The organism is Clostridioides sp. ES-S-0010-02 (assembly GCA_020641055.1).
Classification (GTDB): Bacteria; Bacillota; Clostridia; order Peptostreptococcales; family Peptostreptococcaceae; genus Clostridioides.
Genome location: CP067345.1, coordinates 2,754,914 through 2,771,945, shown reverse-complemented (window position 1 = coordinate 2,771,945; position 17,032 = coordinate 2,754,914). Strand labels below are relative to the sequence as shown.

18 protein-coding genes are annotated in these 17,032 nt (G+C 26.8%); 16 read left to right on the top strand and 2 right to left on the bottom strand.

Annotated elements, in window-relative coordinates:
• The first annotated feature begins 75 nt into the window (after window positions 1-75).
• The 8 genes from JJC01_12950 to JJC01_12915 all read left to right on the top strand — a co-directional run bounded on the left by JJC01_12950 (window position 76) and on the right by JJC01_12915 (window position 9,312).
• On the top strand, window positions 76-408 hold the full coding sequence (locus JJC01_12950) for a hypothetical protein (GenBank protein UDN57079.1): 333 nt from the start codon (window positions 76-78) through the stop codon (window positions 406-408).
• Window positions 409-429: 21 nt separating this feature from the next.
• A complete protein-coding gene (locus JJC01_12945; GenBank protein UDN57078.1) occupies window positions 430-2,640 on the top strand; it encodes an EAL domain-containing protein in 2,211 nt (736 codons plus the stop codon).
• Between the two features lie 155 nt (window positions 2,641-2,795).
• Window positions 2,796-3,542: an ABC transporter ATP-binding protein gene (locus JJC01_12940; GenBank protein ID UDN57077.1), complete on the top strand. Its 747-nt coding sequence runs from the start codon at window positions 2,796-2,798 to the stop codon at window positions 3,540-3,542.
• Window positions 3,542-5,416 carry an ABC transporter permease gene (locus JJC01_12935; protein UDN57076.1) on the top strand — a complete coding sequence of 625 codons (1,875 nt, stop codon included), beginning with the start codon at window positions 3,542-3,544 and terminating at the stop codon, window positions 5,414-5,416. The genes JJC01_12940 and JJC01_12935 overlap by 1 nt, the downstream gene beginning before the upstream one ends.
• Window positions 5,417-5,538: 122 nt before the next feature.
• A complete protein-coding gene (locus JJC01_12930) occupies window positions 5,539-6,912 on the top strand; it encodes an MATE family efflux transporter (GenBank protein UDN57075.1) in 1,374 nt (457 codons plus the stop codon).
• Between the two features lie 107 nt (window positions 6,913-7,019).
• Window positions 7,020-8,060 (top strand): Fic family protein, encoded by a 1,041-nt coding sequence (locus tag JJC01_12925; protein UDN57074.1) that lies wholly within the window; start codon window positions 7,020-7,022, stop codon window positions 8,058-8,060.
• Between the two features lie 308 nt (window positions 8,061-8,368).
• Window positions 8,369-9,022, top strand: coding sequence for an NAD(P)H-dependent oxidoreductase (locus JJC01_12920; protein UDN57073.1), 654 nt, complete (start codon window positions 8,369-8,371; stop codon window positions 9,020-9,022).
• 80 nt (window positions 9,023-9,102) lie between these two features.
• Complete coding sequence (locus tag JJC01_12915; GenBank protein ID UDN57072.1) at window positions 9,103-9,312, top strand: hypothetical protein; 210 nt, start codon at window positions 9,103-9,105, stop codon at window positions 9,310-9,312.
• A 139-nt stretch (window positions 9,313-9,451) separates the two neighbouring features.
• Here the strand turns inward: JJC01_12915 and JJC01_12910 are convergent, their stop codons facing one another.
• A complete protein-coding gene (locus tag JJC01_12910) occupies window positions 9,452-10,018 on the bottom strand; it encodes a DUF1836 domain-containing protein (protein UDN57071.1) in 567 nt (188 codons plus the stop codon).
• A gap of 159 nt (window positions 10,019-10,177) precedes the next feature.
• Here JJC01_12910 and JJC01_12905 point away from each other — a divergent pair, with 159 nt between their 5' ends.
• A complete protein-coding gene (locus tag JJC01_12905) occupies window positions 10,178-10,831 on the top strand; it encodes a hemolysin III family protein (protein ID UDN57070.1) in 654 nt (217 codons plus the stop codon).
• A 158-nt stretch (window positions 10,832-10,989) separates the two neighbouring features.
• Here the strand turns inward: JJC01_12905 and JJC01_12900 are convergent, their stop codons facing one another.
• Window positions 10,990-11,166 carry a hypothetical protein gene (locus JJC01_12900; protein ID UDN57069.1) on the bottom strand — a complete coding sequence of 59 codons (177 nt, stop codon included), beginning with the start codon at window positions 11,164-11,166 and terminating at the stop codon, window positions 10,990-10,992.
• A 527-nt stretch (window positions 11,167-11,693) separates the two neighbouring features.
• Between JJC01_12900 and JJC01_12895 the strand changes: the two genes are divergently transcribed.
• Genes JJC01_12895 through hisF form a run of 7 tightly spaced genes read left to right on the top strand, consistent with a single transcriptional unit; the run spans window position 11,694 to window position 17,016 of the window.
• Window positions 11,694-12,638: an ATP phosphoribosyltransferase regulatory subunit gene (locus tag JJC01_12895; protein ID UDN57068.1), complete on the top strand. Its 945-nt coding sequence runs from the start codon at window positions 11,694-11,696 to the stop codon at window positions 12,636-12,638.
• 21 nt (window positions 12,639-12,659) lie between these two features.
• Window positions 12,660-13,286, top strand: a complete 627-nt coding sequence (locus JJC01_12890) for an ATP phosphoribosyltransferase (protein UDN57067.1) — start codon at window positions 12,660-12,662, stop codon at window positions 13,284-13,286.
• A 33-nt stretch (window positions 13,287-13,319) separates the two neighbouring features.
• The gene (hisC, locus tag JJC01_12885; GenBank protein UDN57066.1) at window positions 13,320-14,369 is read left to right on the top strand and encodes a histidinol-phosphate transaminase; all 1,050 of its coding nucleotides are present in this window, start codon (window positions 13,320-13,322) and stop codon (window positions 14,367-14,369) included.
• 2 nt (window positions 14,370-14,371) lie between these two features.
• On the top strand, window positions 14,372-14,950 hold the full coding sequence (gene hisB / locus JJC01_12880) for an imidazoleglycerol-phosphate dehydratase HisB (protein ID UDN57065.1): 579 nt from the start codon (window positions 14,372-14,374) through the stop codon (window positions 14,948-14,950).
• Between the two features lies 1 nt (window position 14,951).
• Complete coding sequence (hisH, locus tag JJC01_12875) at window positions 14,952-15,557, top strand: imidazole glycerol phosphate synthase subunit HisH (protein ID UDN57064.1); 606 nt, start codon at window positions 14,952-14,954, stop codon at window positions 15,555-15,557.
• Entirely contained in the window at window positions 15,554-16,276 is a 723-nt protein-coding gene (gene hisA, locus JJC01_12870) for a 1-(5-phosphoribosyl)-5-[(5-phosphoribosylamino)methylideneamino]imidazole-4-carboxamide isomerase (GenBank protein UDN57063.1), read from the top strand. Before hisH ends, hisA begins: the two co-directional genes overlap by 4 nt.
• Window positions 16,258-17,016, top strand: coding sequence for an imidazole glycerol phosphate synthase subunit HisF (gene hisF, locus JJC01_12865; GenBank protein ID UDN57062.1), 759 nt, complete (start codon window positions 16,258-16,260; stop codon window positions 17,014-17,016). Before hisA ends, hisF begins: the two co-directional genes overlap by 19 nt.
• Window positions 17,017-17,032: the final 16 nt, after the last annotated feature.

Sequence of the window (17,032 nt, the reverse complement as noted above, 5' to 3'; positions counted from 1 at the left end):
TACTATTAAGCAACATAATTTTGTTTAATTATGGTAAAATAATATCGAATAAAGATTTTATAAGGGGGAAATAATGTGTGGTTGGCAGAATCAGAGTTATCAAACTTGACATTAGAACTTATACCTAAAAAGAATATTTTTGGTATAACGGTTACATATATTAGTGCAACAGATATTGAAAATGTAAGCATTTTAGATAAAGCAAGTATAAATTACTTAAAAAATAATATACCATCATTAGAATATAGGCCTTTCCTATATAAAATTGAAAAATTAAATGTGCCAGTTTTAAATTATGAATCTCGTATAAAGGATTCATATAAATTTAAAGAAAGAATACTTTTGGATTATTCACATAGAGTAATGTCACAAGTTATTAAAGAGCCGATTGAGTATGTATTACAATAGTATAATTAATGGTGTTTAAATATGAGAAAAAGAGAAAAAATATTTGATGGATTAGTTTTTAGGTATATATTAATTTTATGGATGTTATTAATTTTAATTGATTTTACAAGTACAATTATATATGCAAGTAATTCTATGGAGGTTGCTTCTAAAAATATGATTGAAGCCTCAAAAAGAGAATTAGAAAATTATTTAAGTGTCAATGCATCCTTATTAAAAGCTCTTAGTCAAGACGATAGATTTTCTGATGCCAGAACTTCTCTAATTGAAAAAGGTAAGTTATTAAGACCTTATCAAAAACAATATAACCTTTTTATGCTTGGAATAACTGATGCACAAGGGAATACTTCAAGTACATATAGAGAAAGGGTTGGGACAATAAAAGACCGAACTCATTTTCAGAAGGTATTAGAAACAAAGAAAATGGTGATTTCTGACATTACAGTTAGTAAGGTTACAGGAGATAAAGTATTTATTATATGTGTACCTATTATAAAAAATAATGAAGTAACTGGAACTATTTTTGCTTCCTTTTATTTTCAAGATGTAAATAAGATAGTAAGTAGAAGTAATTCTGATGATTCTATTAAGTTTTTAATGGTAGATAAAAATTATGCCATTATTTCTCATCAAAATAAAGACTATGTCCACAATAAGACGGACATGTTTAGTATAGAAGGAAATATTATAGGGTCCAGTAAAAATGAAATTTTAAAAAATATAGATGAGAAACGTCAAGGTGGTTTTTTATCATGGGATAATTGGAAGTTATATAGTGCAAGATATACGAGTATCGAAGGAACTGATTGGACGTTAATATCAAGTTGTGATGTCTTTAAGAACTTTAAAAGCTTGATAATTGATTTTATAATCAAGTTATTTTTCTATATATTAATATTTTTGATATTGTGGAAATTAAGTAATGTTACACTAATAGAACAACTGAAAAAATTAGCTTATTATGATTCCTTAAGTGGAATAAAGAACAAAGAAAAGTTTAAAAAAGATTCTATATATATTTTACATAATTATTATAAGGATGATTTTTACTTAGTTCAATTGGATGTCAATAAATTTAAATACATAAATGAGATGTTTGGTTATACTGAAGGAAATAAGATATTAATACATATTGCAAATGTGTTAAAACACAATACAAACAAATATGAACTTTGTGCCAGAATGGATAATGACCACTTTATATTATTGCTTTCTTGTAATACTGATACTGACCTTTTAAATAGACTAGCTAAAATAAATAATGAAATATGCAATTTAAGTACTAGTAATTCTTCACAATATAAAATTGTTATGTCAAGTGGCATATATAAGATAAATAGAAGTGATGATATACAAAAAATTGACTTGTTAATTGATAGAGCGAATATTGCTGCAAAAACAAAAAAAGATAAGTATGAGCATTCATATTCATTTTTCAATGAAGATACAAGAAATCGATTATATAGAGAAAAGAAATTGGAGGATAATATGAATAAAGCTTTGGAAAAAGGCGAGTTTGTAGTATATTACCAACCAAAATATAGTTTAAATGATGGAAATGAAATTGAAGGAGCAGAAGCTCTAATAAGATGGAACAATCCAGATATAGGATTTATTTCACCCGTAGATTTTGTACCTTTATTTGAAAGAAATGGTTTCATTGTAAATATTGATATGTTTGTATTTGAAGAAGTATGTAAGACCTTGAGAAAGTGGCTAAACAAAGGTTATAACCCTGTGCCAATCTCAGTGAATATATCTAGAGTTCATTTACATAGAGATAATTTTATAGAGAATATTACTGAATTGATAAATAAGTATAATATATCTCCTAAGTTTATAGAACTTGAATTAACAGAAAGTGTTGTATTTGATAATTTAAATATATTGATTGATATAATTAAGAGGCTTAAAAAGATAGGATTTCTTATATCAATGGATGATTTTGGCTCAGGATATTCATCCTTGAATCTATTAAAGGACCTTCCTTTTGATATTTTAAAATTAGATAGAGGCTTTCTAATTGAAACAACAGATACAAAACGTGGAAAAATTATTATCTCTAAGATAGTAGAAATGTCAAAAGCGATTAATATTAAAGTTATATGTGAAGGTGTAGAAACCAATGAGCAAGTAGAGTTTTTAAAAGAAATAGGATGCGATAAGGTTCAAGGTTATTTATTTGCTAAACCGATGGTACTTAGTGAATTTGAAAAGCTTCTAAAATTTTAGTTGAATTAATTATTAATACTAATTAGTTTGTTGATACCCTAACAATTAACTTACAAATATGTAAGTTAATTGTTAGGGTATTTTTATGGTTAAAATGGGATATTCACGATAATATATTACTGTAGTGAAAATAAAAAAGTAATGGAGAATATAAAATGAACATATTAAGTATTAAAAATATATCAAAAACATATTATGGAAAAGTTCCATATAAAGCATTAGATAGTATTAATTTAAGTATAGAAAAGGGCGAATTTGTAGCTGTTATGGGTCCATCTGGAAGTGGCAAATCTACTCTCTTAAATATAATATCTACAATTGATAAGCAGAGTGAAGGCCAAGTTATATTAAATGGACAGGATACAAGTAAATTAGAAGGAGAAAAATTAGCTGAATTTAGAAGAAAACAACTTGGTTTTGTATTTCAGAATTTTAATTTGATTGATACTTTGACAGTTGGTGAAAATATAATGTTGCCACTTACACTAGATGGTAGAAATGTTAAAAAAATGAACAGGGAAACTAAAAATATATCTGAATTTTTAGGTATTGATAAAATTTTAGATAGAAGAACTTATGAGATTTCAGGAGGACAAGCTCAAAGATGTGCAATTGCTAGAGCAATTATAAATAACCCATCATTACTTCTTGCAGATGAACCAACAGGGAATCTTGATTCGAAATCCACTGATGATGTTTTAGAGTTATTTGCCAAGATAAACAAAGAACAAAATGTAACTACACTTATGGTAACTCATGAAGCATATAGTGCAAGCCATTCAGATAGAGTTGTTTTTATAAAGGATGGATGCATATATACAGAGATAAAGAAATCAGGCACGAATAGTTCTTTTTACAATAAAATACTATCTGTCTTGTCTCAAATAGGAGGTGTAAGGTAGTGACTTTTGGAAGATTTGCTTATAATAATATAATTAGAAATTTTAGAGCATATTTAGCGTATTTTTTAAGCTCAATTTTCTCTATAATGATATTTTTTGTATTTGCAGTATCTATGTTTCATCCAATTATAACGGATTCTGGAATCCAAAGTGGTTCTACTGCATTTATGGCTCTTATGATTTCAGAATTAATAATATTAGGATTTAGTCTGCTTTTTATATTATATTCCTTAGGAAATTTCTTAAAATCTAGATTAAGAGATTTTGGAGTTATGATAATAATTGGAATGAGTGATAAACAATTGAAAAGATTGATATTGATTGAAAATTTAATAATAGGATTATTAGCAATAATGTTAGGAATACTTTTAGGGCTATCTATTTCTAAGTTATTTTTATTGTATTTAGGTAAAATATTTTATATGAACTTGACAGAAAGTTACTTTCCAATAAAAGCGATACTAATGACAATTATATCTTTTATGTTATTATTTTTGATAACAGGACCACTTAGCTTAAAATTGTTAAACAAAAATAATATTTTTGAACTTTTAGTAGGCACAAAGAAACCTAAAAAAGATATAAAACCTTCAAAATTATTTGGAATACTTGGTATATCATGTCTTATGACAGGATATGCTATGATACTATTTGGTAATAAGTTAAATATAAATGGTGATATGTACATGATAGCGCTGTTGATTACTCTAGGAATGTTTTTATTTTTTTCTCAGTTTACGATTTTAATATTAAAGCATATGAAAAATAGAGAGAAGTTTTATAAAAACAAAATAAATATGTTGCTTATAGGTAATTTAGTATATAAGATGAAAGATAATTCTCGATTATTGTTTTTAATGACAATACTTTTATCTGGTACTTTAGTAGCATTTACAACAACTTTAACGCTTGTAACTTCACAAGGTAAATCCTCTAAAAATAATTTTCCAATGGTTTACTCATATTTCTCAGAAGACAATAATAACAAAAAATATGAAGACTTAGAAGAAATTAGAAACACAATAAAAGAATATGATTATAAGGAATTAAGTTTTCCTATGCTTGAATATAATAATGAAGTATTATTAAGTATGAGTAACTATAATAAATTATCAAAACAATTGGGATTAGATAAAATTAATCTAAAGATAGATGAGGGCATTATAGTTCCTAGATATAATTCTAAAGAGCATATAAATTCTTTAAAAGAAATTAAAGCTTATAAGATAAAAAATGTAAACATAAAGATAAAAGAATCAACAGATAGGATAATTTTTCCTACAGGTATGTTTAGTAAAATTATAGTTATACATGATAATTTATATAATAATATACAAAGTAAGTTTTCAAAAATAAACTTTCATGGATTTGATTATGAAAACTGGCAAAATAGTGCTGATATAACTGAAGCATTAAAAGAAAAACATTTTAATCTAGATAGAAATGATATGAAGTCATATTTTTTAACCTTACCAGATATGTATTTAGCTGAGTTACAACAAAGTAAAATTCTTCAATTTATGGGTATTTTCATAGGTGTTATTATGTTTATGGCAGTTCTTAGTTTTTTGTATTTTAGACTATACACAGATGAACCTTTTGATAAGGTTAAGTACAATAATCTATCAAAAATAGGTCTATCTTTTAAAAATATGAATAAGATTGTTAGTATAGAGATAGGTATACTATTTTTTGTACCTTTTATCATAGCTATTGTAAATAGCATATTTTCTTTACTCTTTTTAAATAGTGTACTAAACAATAGTTTTAACTTAAAAAATTGGGGTATATTATTAGTGCTCTCATGTATATATTCACTTTATTTTCATTTACTAAAGAAATTTTATATTAGAAAAGTTTGGTTTTTTGATTAAAGTGGTATATAATATATATTATAGAAAATTAATATTTAAAAAGTAGTTAATATTAAGGGAGGGCATATGCACCTCCCTTGTAATATGTGGAAAATTAAATATTAGAAGAAGGAGGAGACTTGATGGATAATCAACAATTATTAGGAACGGAACGAATCAGTAAATTACTACTGAAATACTCTATACCGGCAATAATAGGTATGCTGGTAAATAGTCTATATAATGTGGTAGACAGAATTTTTATTGGGAACATACCAGGGGTTGGACCACTTGCAATAACAGGTCTTGGTGTTACGATGCCAATAATGACAATAATACTTGCATTTGGTATGTTGATAGGAATAGGAACAACGACAACTATATCGATAAAACTTGGGCAAGGTAAAGTAGAAGATGCAAGGAAACTTATAGGAAATGCAATGACATTAGCTGTAGTTACAGGAATTATAATAATGGTACTTGGGATATTATTTGCAAATAAAATACTTACATTATTTGGAGCAAGTGAAAATACATTAATATATGCAAAGACATATATAAATATCATCTTATTAGGAACAATAGTAAATCTTCTATCCTTTTCTTTAAATCACTCAATAAGAGCTGACGGTAGCCCTAAGATTTCAGCAGGAATAATGATAATAGGATGCCTAACTAATATAGTTTTAGATTGGATGTTAATATTTGGATTCAATATGGGAATACAAGGAGCTGCAATTGCTACAGTAACTTCTCAAGCTCTTACAGCTATTTTAACTATAGGCTACTATATAAGTGGAAAATCAAATTTAAAATTCAGTAAATCTCATTTAAAATTAGATAAAAGATTAGTAGGTGCAGTATTTGCAATAGGAATGTCACCATTTGCTATGCAACTTGCAGCAAGCTTAGTTCAAGTAATATCAAATATTGCACTTAAAACTCATGGTGGAGATTTAGCTATAGGAGCTATGGCTACAATTTCTTCTATAGCAATGGTATTTTTAATGCCTATCTTTGGAATAAATCAGGGAGCGCAACCCATTATAGGTTTTAACTATGGGGCTGAAAAATACGATAGAGTTAAAAAAGCATACTTAGGTTCATTAGTAGTAGCTACTATAATTTTATGCATGGGTATGGTAGTAATTATGCTTTTCCCAGAGGCAATTATAGGGATATTTAATAAAGACCCTGAGCTTATGAGTATATCTGTAGATGGTTTAAAAATATACCTACTTATGTTACCAATTGTAGGTTTATCAATTACAGGAACAAACTTTATACAATCTATAGGTAAAGCAAAAATGGCAATGTTATTAAGTCTTCTAAGACAGGTAATTTTATTGATACCAGCAGTAATAATTCTTCCTACATTCTTAGGTTTAAAGGGTGTATGGACAGCTCAACCAGTATCTGACTTTATAGCCACAGTAATTACAGGTGTAGTAGTATTTAGAGAGTTGAAAAGATATACACCTAAAAGTGAACGTTTAAGTGAAATAACAACTGAATAAAAAGTATAATTTCAGATAAATAAGTAAAAAATTGTAAAAAATACAATTATATGATAAAATAAAACCGCTGTCAAAAAGAAGAGAAATTCTAATTATGGAGTGATTTTATGGAATTTACAAAAAAAAGCAAATTAAAAAATATGTATGTAAACATGAATGTAGCTAAAATGTTGTCTAAGATAAATGAGTATAAAGGTAGACAACTGCTTTACAAAAAACAACCAAAAGAAATTTTAGAAAGTCTAGAAAAAAAATCTTTAGTAGATTGTTCGGAATCTACATATATTGGAAATCAAAAAGAAAGTAATACTTTTAATTTAGAAAAATTAATAAGCAATGAAGTCACACCTAAAAGTAGAGAAGAGTTAAGTATTGTTGAATACAGAGATGTAGTAAAAACTATTAATAGTGCTTATGAGAGTATACCAATAAGCTCGCAAACAATTCTTGAACTTCATGGATACTTATATAAATTTTCATCTACCAGAGGGGGAAGCTATAAATCAGAAAGTGGATTCTTTGAATATAATTTAAAAAATAGTGACTTCATAAATGTTGATGCAAGTGTTAATAAGGTTGAAAAAGCTGTAGAAGAAATATGTGAAGCTTATAATACATTGATAGATGAGGATGAAATTGATATATTAATATTAATTTCTGCATTTGTGTTAGATTTCATCTTGATACATCCATTTAAAGAAGGTAATATAAAAATGGCAAGAGTACTTATACTACTGCTGTTAAACAAAAATGGATATGAAGTTGGAAGATATATAAGTTTAGGAAAAATATTTGATGACAGTTCATATGAGTACTATAGTAACTTAAACTATTTGAAGTCATCTATAGGGAATGAAAAATCAGATATGAATGCTTGGATTGAATATTTTTTAGAAACTATATTGACTGCATATAAGAAGTTAGATGACAGTTTAAATGTATCTGATAAGAAAAGACAGACAAAAACTAGTAGAATAGAAAAAATAATAAATTCTACTCTTGGATATTTTACAAAAGAAGATATAAAGGACTTGTGTCCTGATATTCCAGAACCTACTATAAATAGAGTTTTTAATAATCTAAGAAAACAAGATAAGATAGAGGTTGTTGCAAGGGGAAGAAGCGCAAAATGGAAGAAGAAGTATTAAAAAATACTTTAATAATTTTAATGGTATAGTGTTAAAGCACTATACCATTTTTTATTGAAATTAGAAACTCTGAGAGGAATTTACATAACTTTATGGAACCTAAAATACTATAGGTAATTTCTTGATTAGAATTTTAAAATATTTAAAATTATATTATATAATAAATTATGTTTTATTCCTGTACTCTATCAATTTACTTTTTAAGATTATTTAACAAATATATTTCTATTAACTTTATAATTTAATTACAGAATAGAATGGTTATTTTTGTGAAATAATAATATAAAAATAATCTTAGGAGTGAGCTTATGAAGAAAAAATTATTATATATAAATGTGAATTCAAAACCAGAAGATTTATCTTCAAGTAAAACTGTAGCAAGAAAGTTTATCAATAAATTTATAGAAAAAAATAAGGATTTTGAAGTTGAAGAAATAGATCTTTATAAAGAGCATATACCAAGACTAGAATATCAATACTTCGAAAAGAGAAATAGTATAGTCAGCGAAGAAGCCGCTAAGCAATTAGATGATAAGGATAGAAAAGAACTTGCAAAAATTAGAAGCCTTTGTGACCAATTTGTGAGTGCAAGTGTATATGTAATAGCAGCACCTATGTGGAGTTTATCTTTTCCAGCACCACTTAAAGAATATATAGATTGTATAATTCAAGATGGAAAAACTATATCTTTTGAAGGTGATGATAAACCACAAGGAATACTGAATGATATTGATAGAAGTATGGTATATATACAATCTTCAGGTGGACATATACCATGGGTACTAAAACCAGTTATGAATAAAGGGGTAAATTATGTGGAAAGTATCATGAAATTTATAGGAATCAAAAAATTTGATGAATTATTAGTAGATGGAACTGGAACTAGTGAAGAAGAAAGACAAAGTGCAATAGAAAAAGCATCTGAAAAAATAGAAGGCATAGTAGATTCTATGAAGTTTTAGTTATAATATTTTATTTTATTGAAAATATAAAGGAAAAACCTCTCTTAATGTAGAAACCTATATTGAAGGAGGCGAAAATCATGCGAGAAGAAAAAAGTAATGAGAAGTATGATTGTTATTGGTGTAATCAAGAAAATAATTTCCATGTAGAGATAAAAGACAATGTAGTGATGATAGATGATGGCACTGGTATACTTAAACAAGCCGTTTTCATAGGGTATAAACAAATTCAAGTTAATTTGAATTGTTCACATTGTCAAAACTTAAATAGAATAAAATTAAATTTGTAAACTTTAGATATGGAGATTCTTGAAAGAGTTAAAAATAGAAAGTATTAATATTTAGACTGAAAATTATATTGTATACAATAATGATTAATTTAAGCTGTATTGTATTTTAATATTTATTTTCAGTCTTACTTTATTAAAATTATTTTTTGGGAGTATCTTGGAAAAAAGTATCTACTATTTTTTCTGAAATACTTTTTAATTGGTCAGCCATTGAAGTTAGGCTTAGTAAGGCTATCAATAAATCACCTTTATTTTCTGGATTAATACTGATATTTTCAAAATTAGACTCTATAAAGTTTGGCATATTATTTCTTTGCCTTTCTTTTATTGATATAAACTTTTCATAACATGCCACTAAATCTTCTCCGTTGAAATCATCTTTTTCGTATACACCATTTAAGATTCTTTTAATCTCTTGTATTGTAAGTGTATTTTTCATAGAATAAATGATTATCATTTGTAAGATTTGTTCTTTGGTATATTTTTTTCCCTTAATTGGTTTGATTAATCCTTCTTTACTATAATTATTTATCATTGTTTTAGTGAGAATTTTATCATCCTCAAATCTTTTATTGGCAGAAAGTTTACTGTCAATTAGAGAAATAATCTGATCCATATATAGGTCAATAGATGGAATATCATTTGAAGTTATATCTGTATTATTTAGCGTTTCCAGTATTATGGTATTTAATTCATTGTTCATCATATGTTACCTCCATAATATTTATAATACACTAATTTAGAAAATAAAACAATATTAATGGTTGCAAAAGATATATAAAGTGGTATAATTAAATTTATAATATAGTATTAAAAACTATATATAAAATGTAATTTTTAAAATACATAATTGTAGGAGGACGAAATGTATCAATTTTTTTTAAAGGGTAGAGACCCAATAAGTAGTTTAACTCATTTTATAGGGGCTTGTTTATCTCTTATAGCTACTATAATTTTAATTTTTCAATCTATATCTTTACAACAAACTTCTTTTTTGATGATAGTGTCTGTGTCTGTATTTGGATTATCATTAATTGCTCTTTATAGTGCAAGCTCATATTATCATTTTTTAAAAGGTACACCAGAACAAGAATTATTTTTCAGAAAAGTAGACCACGCAATGATTTATGTATTGATTGCTGGTTCATATACACCAATATGCTTATATTTTATGCAAAAAGAAGAGGGAATAATATTTACTACAGCAATATGGATAGTTGCATTTATTGGTATAGTAATAAAAATATTTTGGATGGATGCACCTAGATGGTTGTCTACAAGTCTATATTTACTTATGGGGTGGGCAATTGTCTTTGATATAAATGCATTTAATTCAATTCCTAAGGATTGTCTTAACTTATTAATAATAGAAGGTGTATCTTACTCTATAGGTGCAGTTATTTACATTATTAAGAAGCCAAACATAAGTCCTGAATTTGGATTTCATGAGATATTTCATATTTTTATTATGTTAGGTTCTTTATTCCACTTTTTAGCTGTTTTATTGTATGTTTTATAGTTTAAGAATCCAGTTAATTGATACTAAAATTTCTACAATGAAGAAAATAAAAAGAACTGTCTTATATAGAATCTATCTTCTACTATAAGACAGTTCCTTATTATAAATACAATTATATTTATAATAACCTGTTTATAAAAATAGCATATTCAAAATGTCTATTCCATAATTCCTTTAATGTATTTCTCATTTACGACATATAGTTTGAATTTATGTACTATAATTATATCCTCTAAATTCTCTGACACACTAACAATTCTAACACATTTATTTCTAATTTCTACAGGCAAATCTAAATCATTTGTTAAATTTACATAGTCATCATATTTATACATAAAATCATCCCTTTACATTAAGATATACTTATTATACTATATTTTAATAAGTTTTTTTTAATTATTACAATTTTTCCCGAAATTTCATTTTTTATACACAAAACTTCCAAATTAAGTAAAGATTAAATATCTAACTGTACAAATAAAAAATCATATAAAATATTTTATTTAAATTTTTAAATAACTATTGCCAATTTTTGAAAAGTATATTATTATTAATAGTAATAAAAAAACTGTAAATTTAGAATATTAATAAAAAATATTTGGGAGGAAATTATCATGGTGAGATTAAATGTAGAAAAATTAAATATAAAATTAAATCATCACCATCATCATAGATTAAAGGGATTGTAATATGAAATTGATTCATAGACACAAGCCCTGTTTTTAGTGTAATTGGTCTTGTATCTATGATGGGAAGTAATTTTAAAAGAAAATTATAGCCATATAGGTATAAAGCCTATATGGCTTTTTTATTGTTTTAAATTTGCAAATGTAAGAGTAATTTTAATGAAAAGGGTGAGAGTATGAAATTTTTAAGAATTGAAGATGAGGTTATTTATTCTAAAAAAAGATACAAATTAAAAAGAGAAATAGACAGGCTTTTCTTAGATGAAGAATATTTTCAAATAGAACCACAATTATTTGAAGAATATGATGAATTTACAAATATAAATAGTAAAATCCCAAAAGAATCTATGGTAAAGGTTGTAAATGGAAGAGTAATGGTGTTAAGAGCTGATATAACTACAAGTATAATAAAAAGCCTCATACCAAGATGGGAAGAGGGTTTAAAACTTAAACTTTTTTATAATTCATCTATATATAAAAATAAGAATACAGTTGGAATAAAAGAGATAAGACAGATAGGTTGTGAGTATTTAGGAGAATCTTCTGTAGAAGCAGATAGAGAAGTGGTAAAATTGGCCCTTAAGATACTTGAAAAGTACAACAATAATTTCATTTTGGAAGTTGGGAGTAGTAAATATATTAATGGATTATTAGAGGAATTAAAATTGAATAAGAATTGTGAAAATCAAATTAAAAACTTATTATATACCAAAAATAACCATGAATTAAAAGTATATATTGAAGATTTAAAAATTAAAAATGATGTAAAAGAATTATTATCAAATATCTTAAGTTTTCAAGGTAATCTATATAATGTTATTGAAAAGGCGCAAAAATTCTATTGTAATGATAAGATGAAACAAGCACTTGAAGAGTTAAAACAAATAAACGATTTAATTGAGGAATGTAATTTTTTAGATAAAGCTAGATTTGATTTATCAATGATTACAATGCTTGACTATTATGAAGGAGTTATGTTTAGAGGATACTATCCAGACTCATATAAAGAAATTCTAAGCGGTGGAAGATATGATTCTCTAACTAAAGAGTATGGAAAAGAAATTCCAGCTATTGGATTTACATTAAGTGTTGATGAGCTAATGAAGTATGTATATAAGTAAGATTGAAAAGGAGGTATTATTTTGGATTATTTAACTATAGCACTAGCAAAAGGAAGAATAGAAGGGGAATCATTTAAAAAATTTAAAAAAATGGGCTTGGGAGACAGTATAGATACTGATACAAGAAAGTTAATTTTTAAAGATGAAAAAAATAAAATCATATATATACATGTAAAACCATCAGATGTGGTTACCTATGTTGAAAAAGGAGTTGCTGACCTTGGTATAGCAGGGAAAGATACTATTTTAGAAAATGAAACAGATGTATATGAAATATATGATTTAGGTTTTGGAAAGTGTAAATTTGCAGTAGCAGGATTAAAGGGAGATAGCATATATAGAAAAGATGAATATTTAAAAGTGGCAACAAAGTACCCAAATATAGCAAAAAAATACTTTAAAGAAAAAGGTCAAAAAATTGAAATAATAAAACTAAATGGTTCTGTTGAACTAGCTCCAATAGTAGGCTTATCAGATGTAATTGTTGATATAGTTGAGACAGGTAATACACTTAAAGCAAATGGACTTGAAATATTAGAAGATATATGCGATATAAGCGCTAGGATTATATCAAATAGAGCTAGTTATAGATTTAAGTATGAACAAATTCAAAATATAATTCGTTTGTTTAAGGAAATTGATAACTAAAATATAATTAAAATTGACAAGGAGAGGTTTAGATTGAGAGAAAAAGAAAGTATAAGAGAACTAAAGGGATACGAACCAAATCATGTAAATTGTAAGGTAAAGCTTGATGCAAATGAAGGAAATAAAAAGTTGTTCAAGTATCTTGTTAAAGAGCTTGGAGATAGCGATATAGATTTAAATTTATATCCTGAAGACTCTTATAGCGATTTAAAAGAGTCTATAATAAATTACATAGATATTTCTGGAGTAAGTAAGAAAAACCTTTTAGTAGGAAATGGTTCAAGTGAAATAATTGATTTGATAATACATACTTTTGTAGATAAAGATGAAACAATATTAAGTTTTTCTCCAAGTTTTAGCATGTACTCTATATACAGTCAGATAAATGGTTCAAAGTTTATAGGTGTTGAGAGTGATGAAAATTTAGTTATAAATATAGATGATGTAATTGAAACAGTAAAAGAAAATAATCCAAAGATAGTAATTGTTTGTAATCCTAATAATCCAACAGGGGCAATACTTAAAAGAGAAGACATAATAAAACTTTTAAACTCAACTAACAGTTTAGTAGTTTTAGATGAAGCATATATGGATTTTGGGGAAGAAAGCATGTTAGAGAATGTTTTTGAGTATGAAAACTTAATCGTTCTTAGAACTCTATCAAAGGCATTTGGATTAGCTGGGATAAGAACTGGATATATGCTATCTAATAGTAGTTTGATAAACTCTGTTGAGAAGGTAAGACCTCCATATAACTTAAATTCATTGTCCGATTTCATTGCTACAAGAGCATTGAAAAATAAAGAAGTAGTTAAGTCCTATATAGATGAAGTAAAAAAAGAAAGAGCAAAATTGTATAAAGAAATAATTGATATGGGTATCAAAGCGTATGAGTCACAAGCAAACTTTATATTATTTTACTCTGAGATAGAAAATTTATCACAAAAGCTGATTGATAGAGGAGTACTAATAAGAAAGTTTAGTGGAAAACTAGAAAATTATTATAGAGTTACAATTGGTGATAAAGAAGAAAATATTATGTTTGCAAATGCTATAAAAGATATTTTTCAAAAGGAGAATTAGGTATGAGAGTTTGGAAGATAGAAAGAAATACACTTGAAACACAGATTTTAGTAGAACTAAACATTGATGGTACTGGAAAAGTTGAGGTAGATACTGGAATTGGATTTTTAGACCATATGCTTACTTTAATGGCGTTTCATGGTAAGTTTGATTTAAAGATTATTTGTAAAGGAGATATATATGTAGATGACCATCATAGTGTGGAGGACATAGGTATAGCTGTAGGAGAGGCATTTAAAAATGCTTTAGGGGATAAAAAAGGAATAAGAAGATATTCTACTATCTACATACCTATGGATGAATCTTTATCCATGGTGTCTATTGATATAAGCAACAGACCATATCTTGTATTTAATGCAAAGTTTGATACTCAAACGATTGGTAGTATGAGTACTCAATGTTTTAAAGAATTTTTTAGAGCTTTTGTAAATGAATCTAGAGTAACTTTACATATTAATCTTTTGTATGGAGAAAATGACCATCACAAAATAGAAAGTATTTTTAAAGCATTTGCAAGAGCATTGAAAGAAGGTAGCGAAGTAATTTCCAATGAAATAGCATCTTCAAAGGGGGTCTTATAAAATGAATATAATAGTAGATTATGGTCTAGGAAATATAGATTCTGTATCTAGAGGTTTTAAGAAGGCTGGAATAGAAACTAAAATTTCTAACAATTTAAATGAAATAAAGGAGGCAAATTCACTAATACTTCCAGGTGTTGGAGCTTTTAGAGATTCTATAAATGCTTTAAATAAGCTAGATTTGGTGCCAATAATAAAAGAACATGTGTCAAAGGGAAAGTTTTTAATAGGCATATGTTTAGGCATGCAATTACTTTATGAAAAAAGCTATGAATATGGAGAATATGAAGGGTTAGGTCTTATAGAAGGTAGCATTGATAAACTGGATATAAGTTTAAAAGTTCCACATATGGGATGGAATAATCTAAAATTTAATAAGAAAAATGATGATATTCTTAAATATATTAAAGAAGATGACTATGTATACTTTGTTCATTCATATTATGCAAATTCATCAAATGAAGAACTTGTTGCGTTTTCAGAGTATGAGAAGAAGATTCCAGCAATAGTTAGAAAAGATAATGTATATGGTATACAATTTCATCCAGAAAAAAGTGGAGAAGTAGGTTTAAATATATTAAGAGCATATGGGGAGATGATAAAATGATAATATTTCCAGCAATAGATATAAAGGATAACAAGTGTGTAAGATTAACTCAAGGTGATTTTGACAAAGTAAATGTATATTATGATAATCCATTAGAAGTAGCATATAAATGGAAAAATGAAGGTGCAGAATATATACATATAGTAGATTTAAATGGAGCTAGAAGTGAATTTGGTGTAAATACAAAAACAATTGAAAATATAGCAAACAATATAAAAATACCTATTCAAGTAGGTGGAGGGGTTAGAGATAAGGAGAAAGTTCAAAGTTTAATAAAAGCAGGTGTTACTAGAGTGATACTTGGGAGTATCGCAATTGAAAATATGGAGTTAGTTGAAGAGTTGGTTAATGAATATCAAGAAAAAATTGTTATTTCAATTGATGCTAAAAATGGAAAGGTAGCGGTTAGAGGTTGGGAAGTTGTAAGCAATGTAGATTCTCTGACTTTATGTAAACAACTTGAAAAAATAGGAGTAAAGACGATTGTTTATACAGACATATCAAAAGATGGTATGCTTCAAGGTCCAAACTTTGATATATATGAAAAAATATCAAAAGAGACATCTTTAAATGTTATTGCTTCTGGGGGAGTGACTTCTATTGAAGATATTAAAAAACTTAAAGATATGAACTTATATGGAGCAATAATAGGTAAAGCACTTTATGATAAGAAGATAGACTTTAAGGAGGCTCAACAACTATGCTTACTAGAAGAATAATACCATGTTTAGATGTACGAAATGGAAGAGTTGTAAAAGGGAAAAAATTTACAGATATAGTGGATGTGGATAGTCCAGAAGTCCTTGGAAAATTTTATAGTGACTGTGGCGCAGATGAACTTGTATTTTATGATATAACTGCATCAAATGAAGAAAGAAAGACATCTTTGGAATTTGTATCTAAAGTTGCAGAAAATATAAATATTCCATTTTGTGTAGGTGGAGGAGTAAATAAATTAGAAGACTTTACTAATATTTTAAGAAAAGGTGCAGATAAAGTTTCTATAAATTCATCAGCAGTAAAAAATCCCGAATTAATAAGAGAAGCCTCACTAAAGTTTGGTGCACAATGTGTAGTTTTATCAATAGATGCAAAAAAAAATGAAGCGGGTTCATGGAGTGTATATGTAAAAGGCGGTAGAGAGAAAACAGATTTAGATGCAATTGAATGGGCAGTCAAAGGTGTTGAACTTGGAGCTGGAGAGATTGTTGTAAATAGTATGGATGAAGATGGAATGAAAAATGGATACGATATAGAGTTACTGTCAAAAATAACATCTTTAGTAAATGTACCTGTTATAGCATCTGGAGGGGCTGGGAAAATGGAAGATTTCTATGAAGCAGTCAAAGAATCTAATGTAGATGGAATCTTAGCAGCATCTGTTTTTCATTTTGGAGAGATAAAAATAAAGGATTTGAAAAAGTATTTAAAAGAAATGGGTGTAGAAGTAAGATTATAAATTAAATATCTATAAG

What these genes read in the sequence shown, in the direction of transcription:
- JJC01_12945 (UDN57078.1), top strand. Translation starts at nt 430, where the DNA reads ATGAGAAAAAGAGAAAAAATATTTGATGGATTAGTTTTTAGGTATATA.
- JJC01_12940 (UDN57077.1), top strand. Translation starts at nt 2,796, where the DNA reads ATGAACATATTAAGTATTAAAAATATATCAAAAACATATTATGGAAAA.
- JJC01_12930 (UDN57075.1), top strand. Translation starts at nt 5,539, where the DNA reads ATGGATAATCAACAATTATTAGGAACGGAACGAATCAGTAAATTACTA.
- JJC01_12925 (UDN57074.1), top strand. Translation starts at nt 7,020, where the DNA reads ATGGAATTTACAAAAAAAAGCAAATTAAAAAATATGTATGTAAACATG.
- JJC01_12920 (UDN57073.1), top strand. Translation starts at nt 8,369, where the DNA reads ATGAAGAAAAAATTATTATATATAAATGTGAATTCAAAACCAGAAGAT.
- JJC01_12915 (UDN57072.1), top strand. Translation starts at nt 9,103, where the DNA reads ATGCGAGAAGAAAAAAGTAATGAGAAGTATGATTGTTATTGGTGTAAT.
- JJC01_12910 (UDN57071.1), bottom strand. Translation starts at nt 10,018, where the DNA reads ATGATGAACAATGAATTAAATACCATAATACTGGAAACGCTAAATAAT.
- JJC01_12905 (UDN57070.1), top strand. Translation starts at nt 10,178, where the DNA reads ATGTATCAATTTTTTTTAAAGGGTAGAGACCCAATAAGTAGTTTAACT.
- JJC01_12900 (UDN57069.1), bottom strand. Translation starts at nt 11,166, where the DNA reads ATGTATAAATATGATGACTATGTAAATTTAACAAATGATTTAGATTTG.
- JJC01_12895 (UDN57068.1), top strand. Translation starts at nt 11,694, where the DNA reads ATGAAATTTTTAAGAATTGAAGATGAGGTTATTTATTCTAAAAAAAGA.
- hisB (UDN57065.1), top strand. Translation starts at nt 14,372, where the DNA reads ATGAGAGTTTGGAAGATAGAAAGAAATACACTTGAAACACAGATTTTA.
- hisH (UDN57064.1), top strand. Translation starts at nt 14,952, where the DNA reads ATGAATATAATAGTAGATTATGGTCTAGGAAATATAGATTCTGTATCT.
- hisA (UDN57063.1), top strand. Translation starts at nt 15,554, where the DNA reads ATGATAATATTTCCAGCAATAGATATAAAGGATAACAAGTGTGTAAGA.
- hisF (UDN57062.1), top strand. Translation starts at nt 16,258, where the DNA reads ATGCTTACTAGAAGAATAATACCATGTTTAGATGTACGAAATGGAAGA.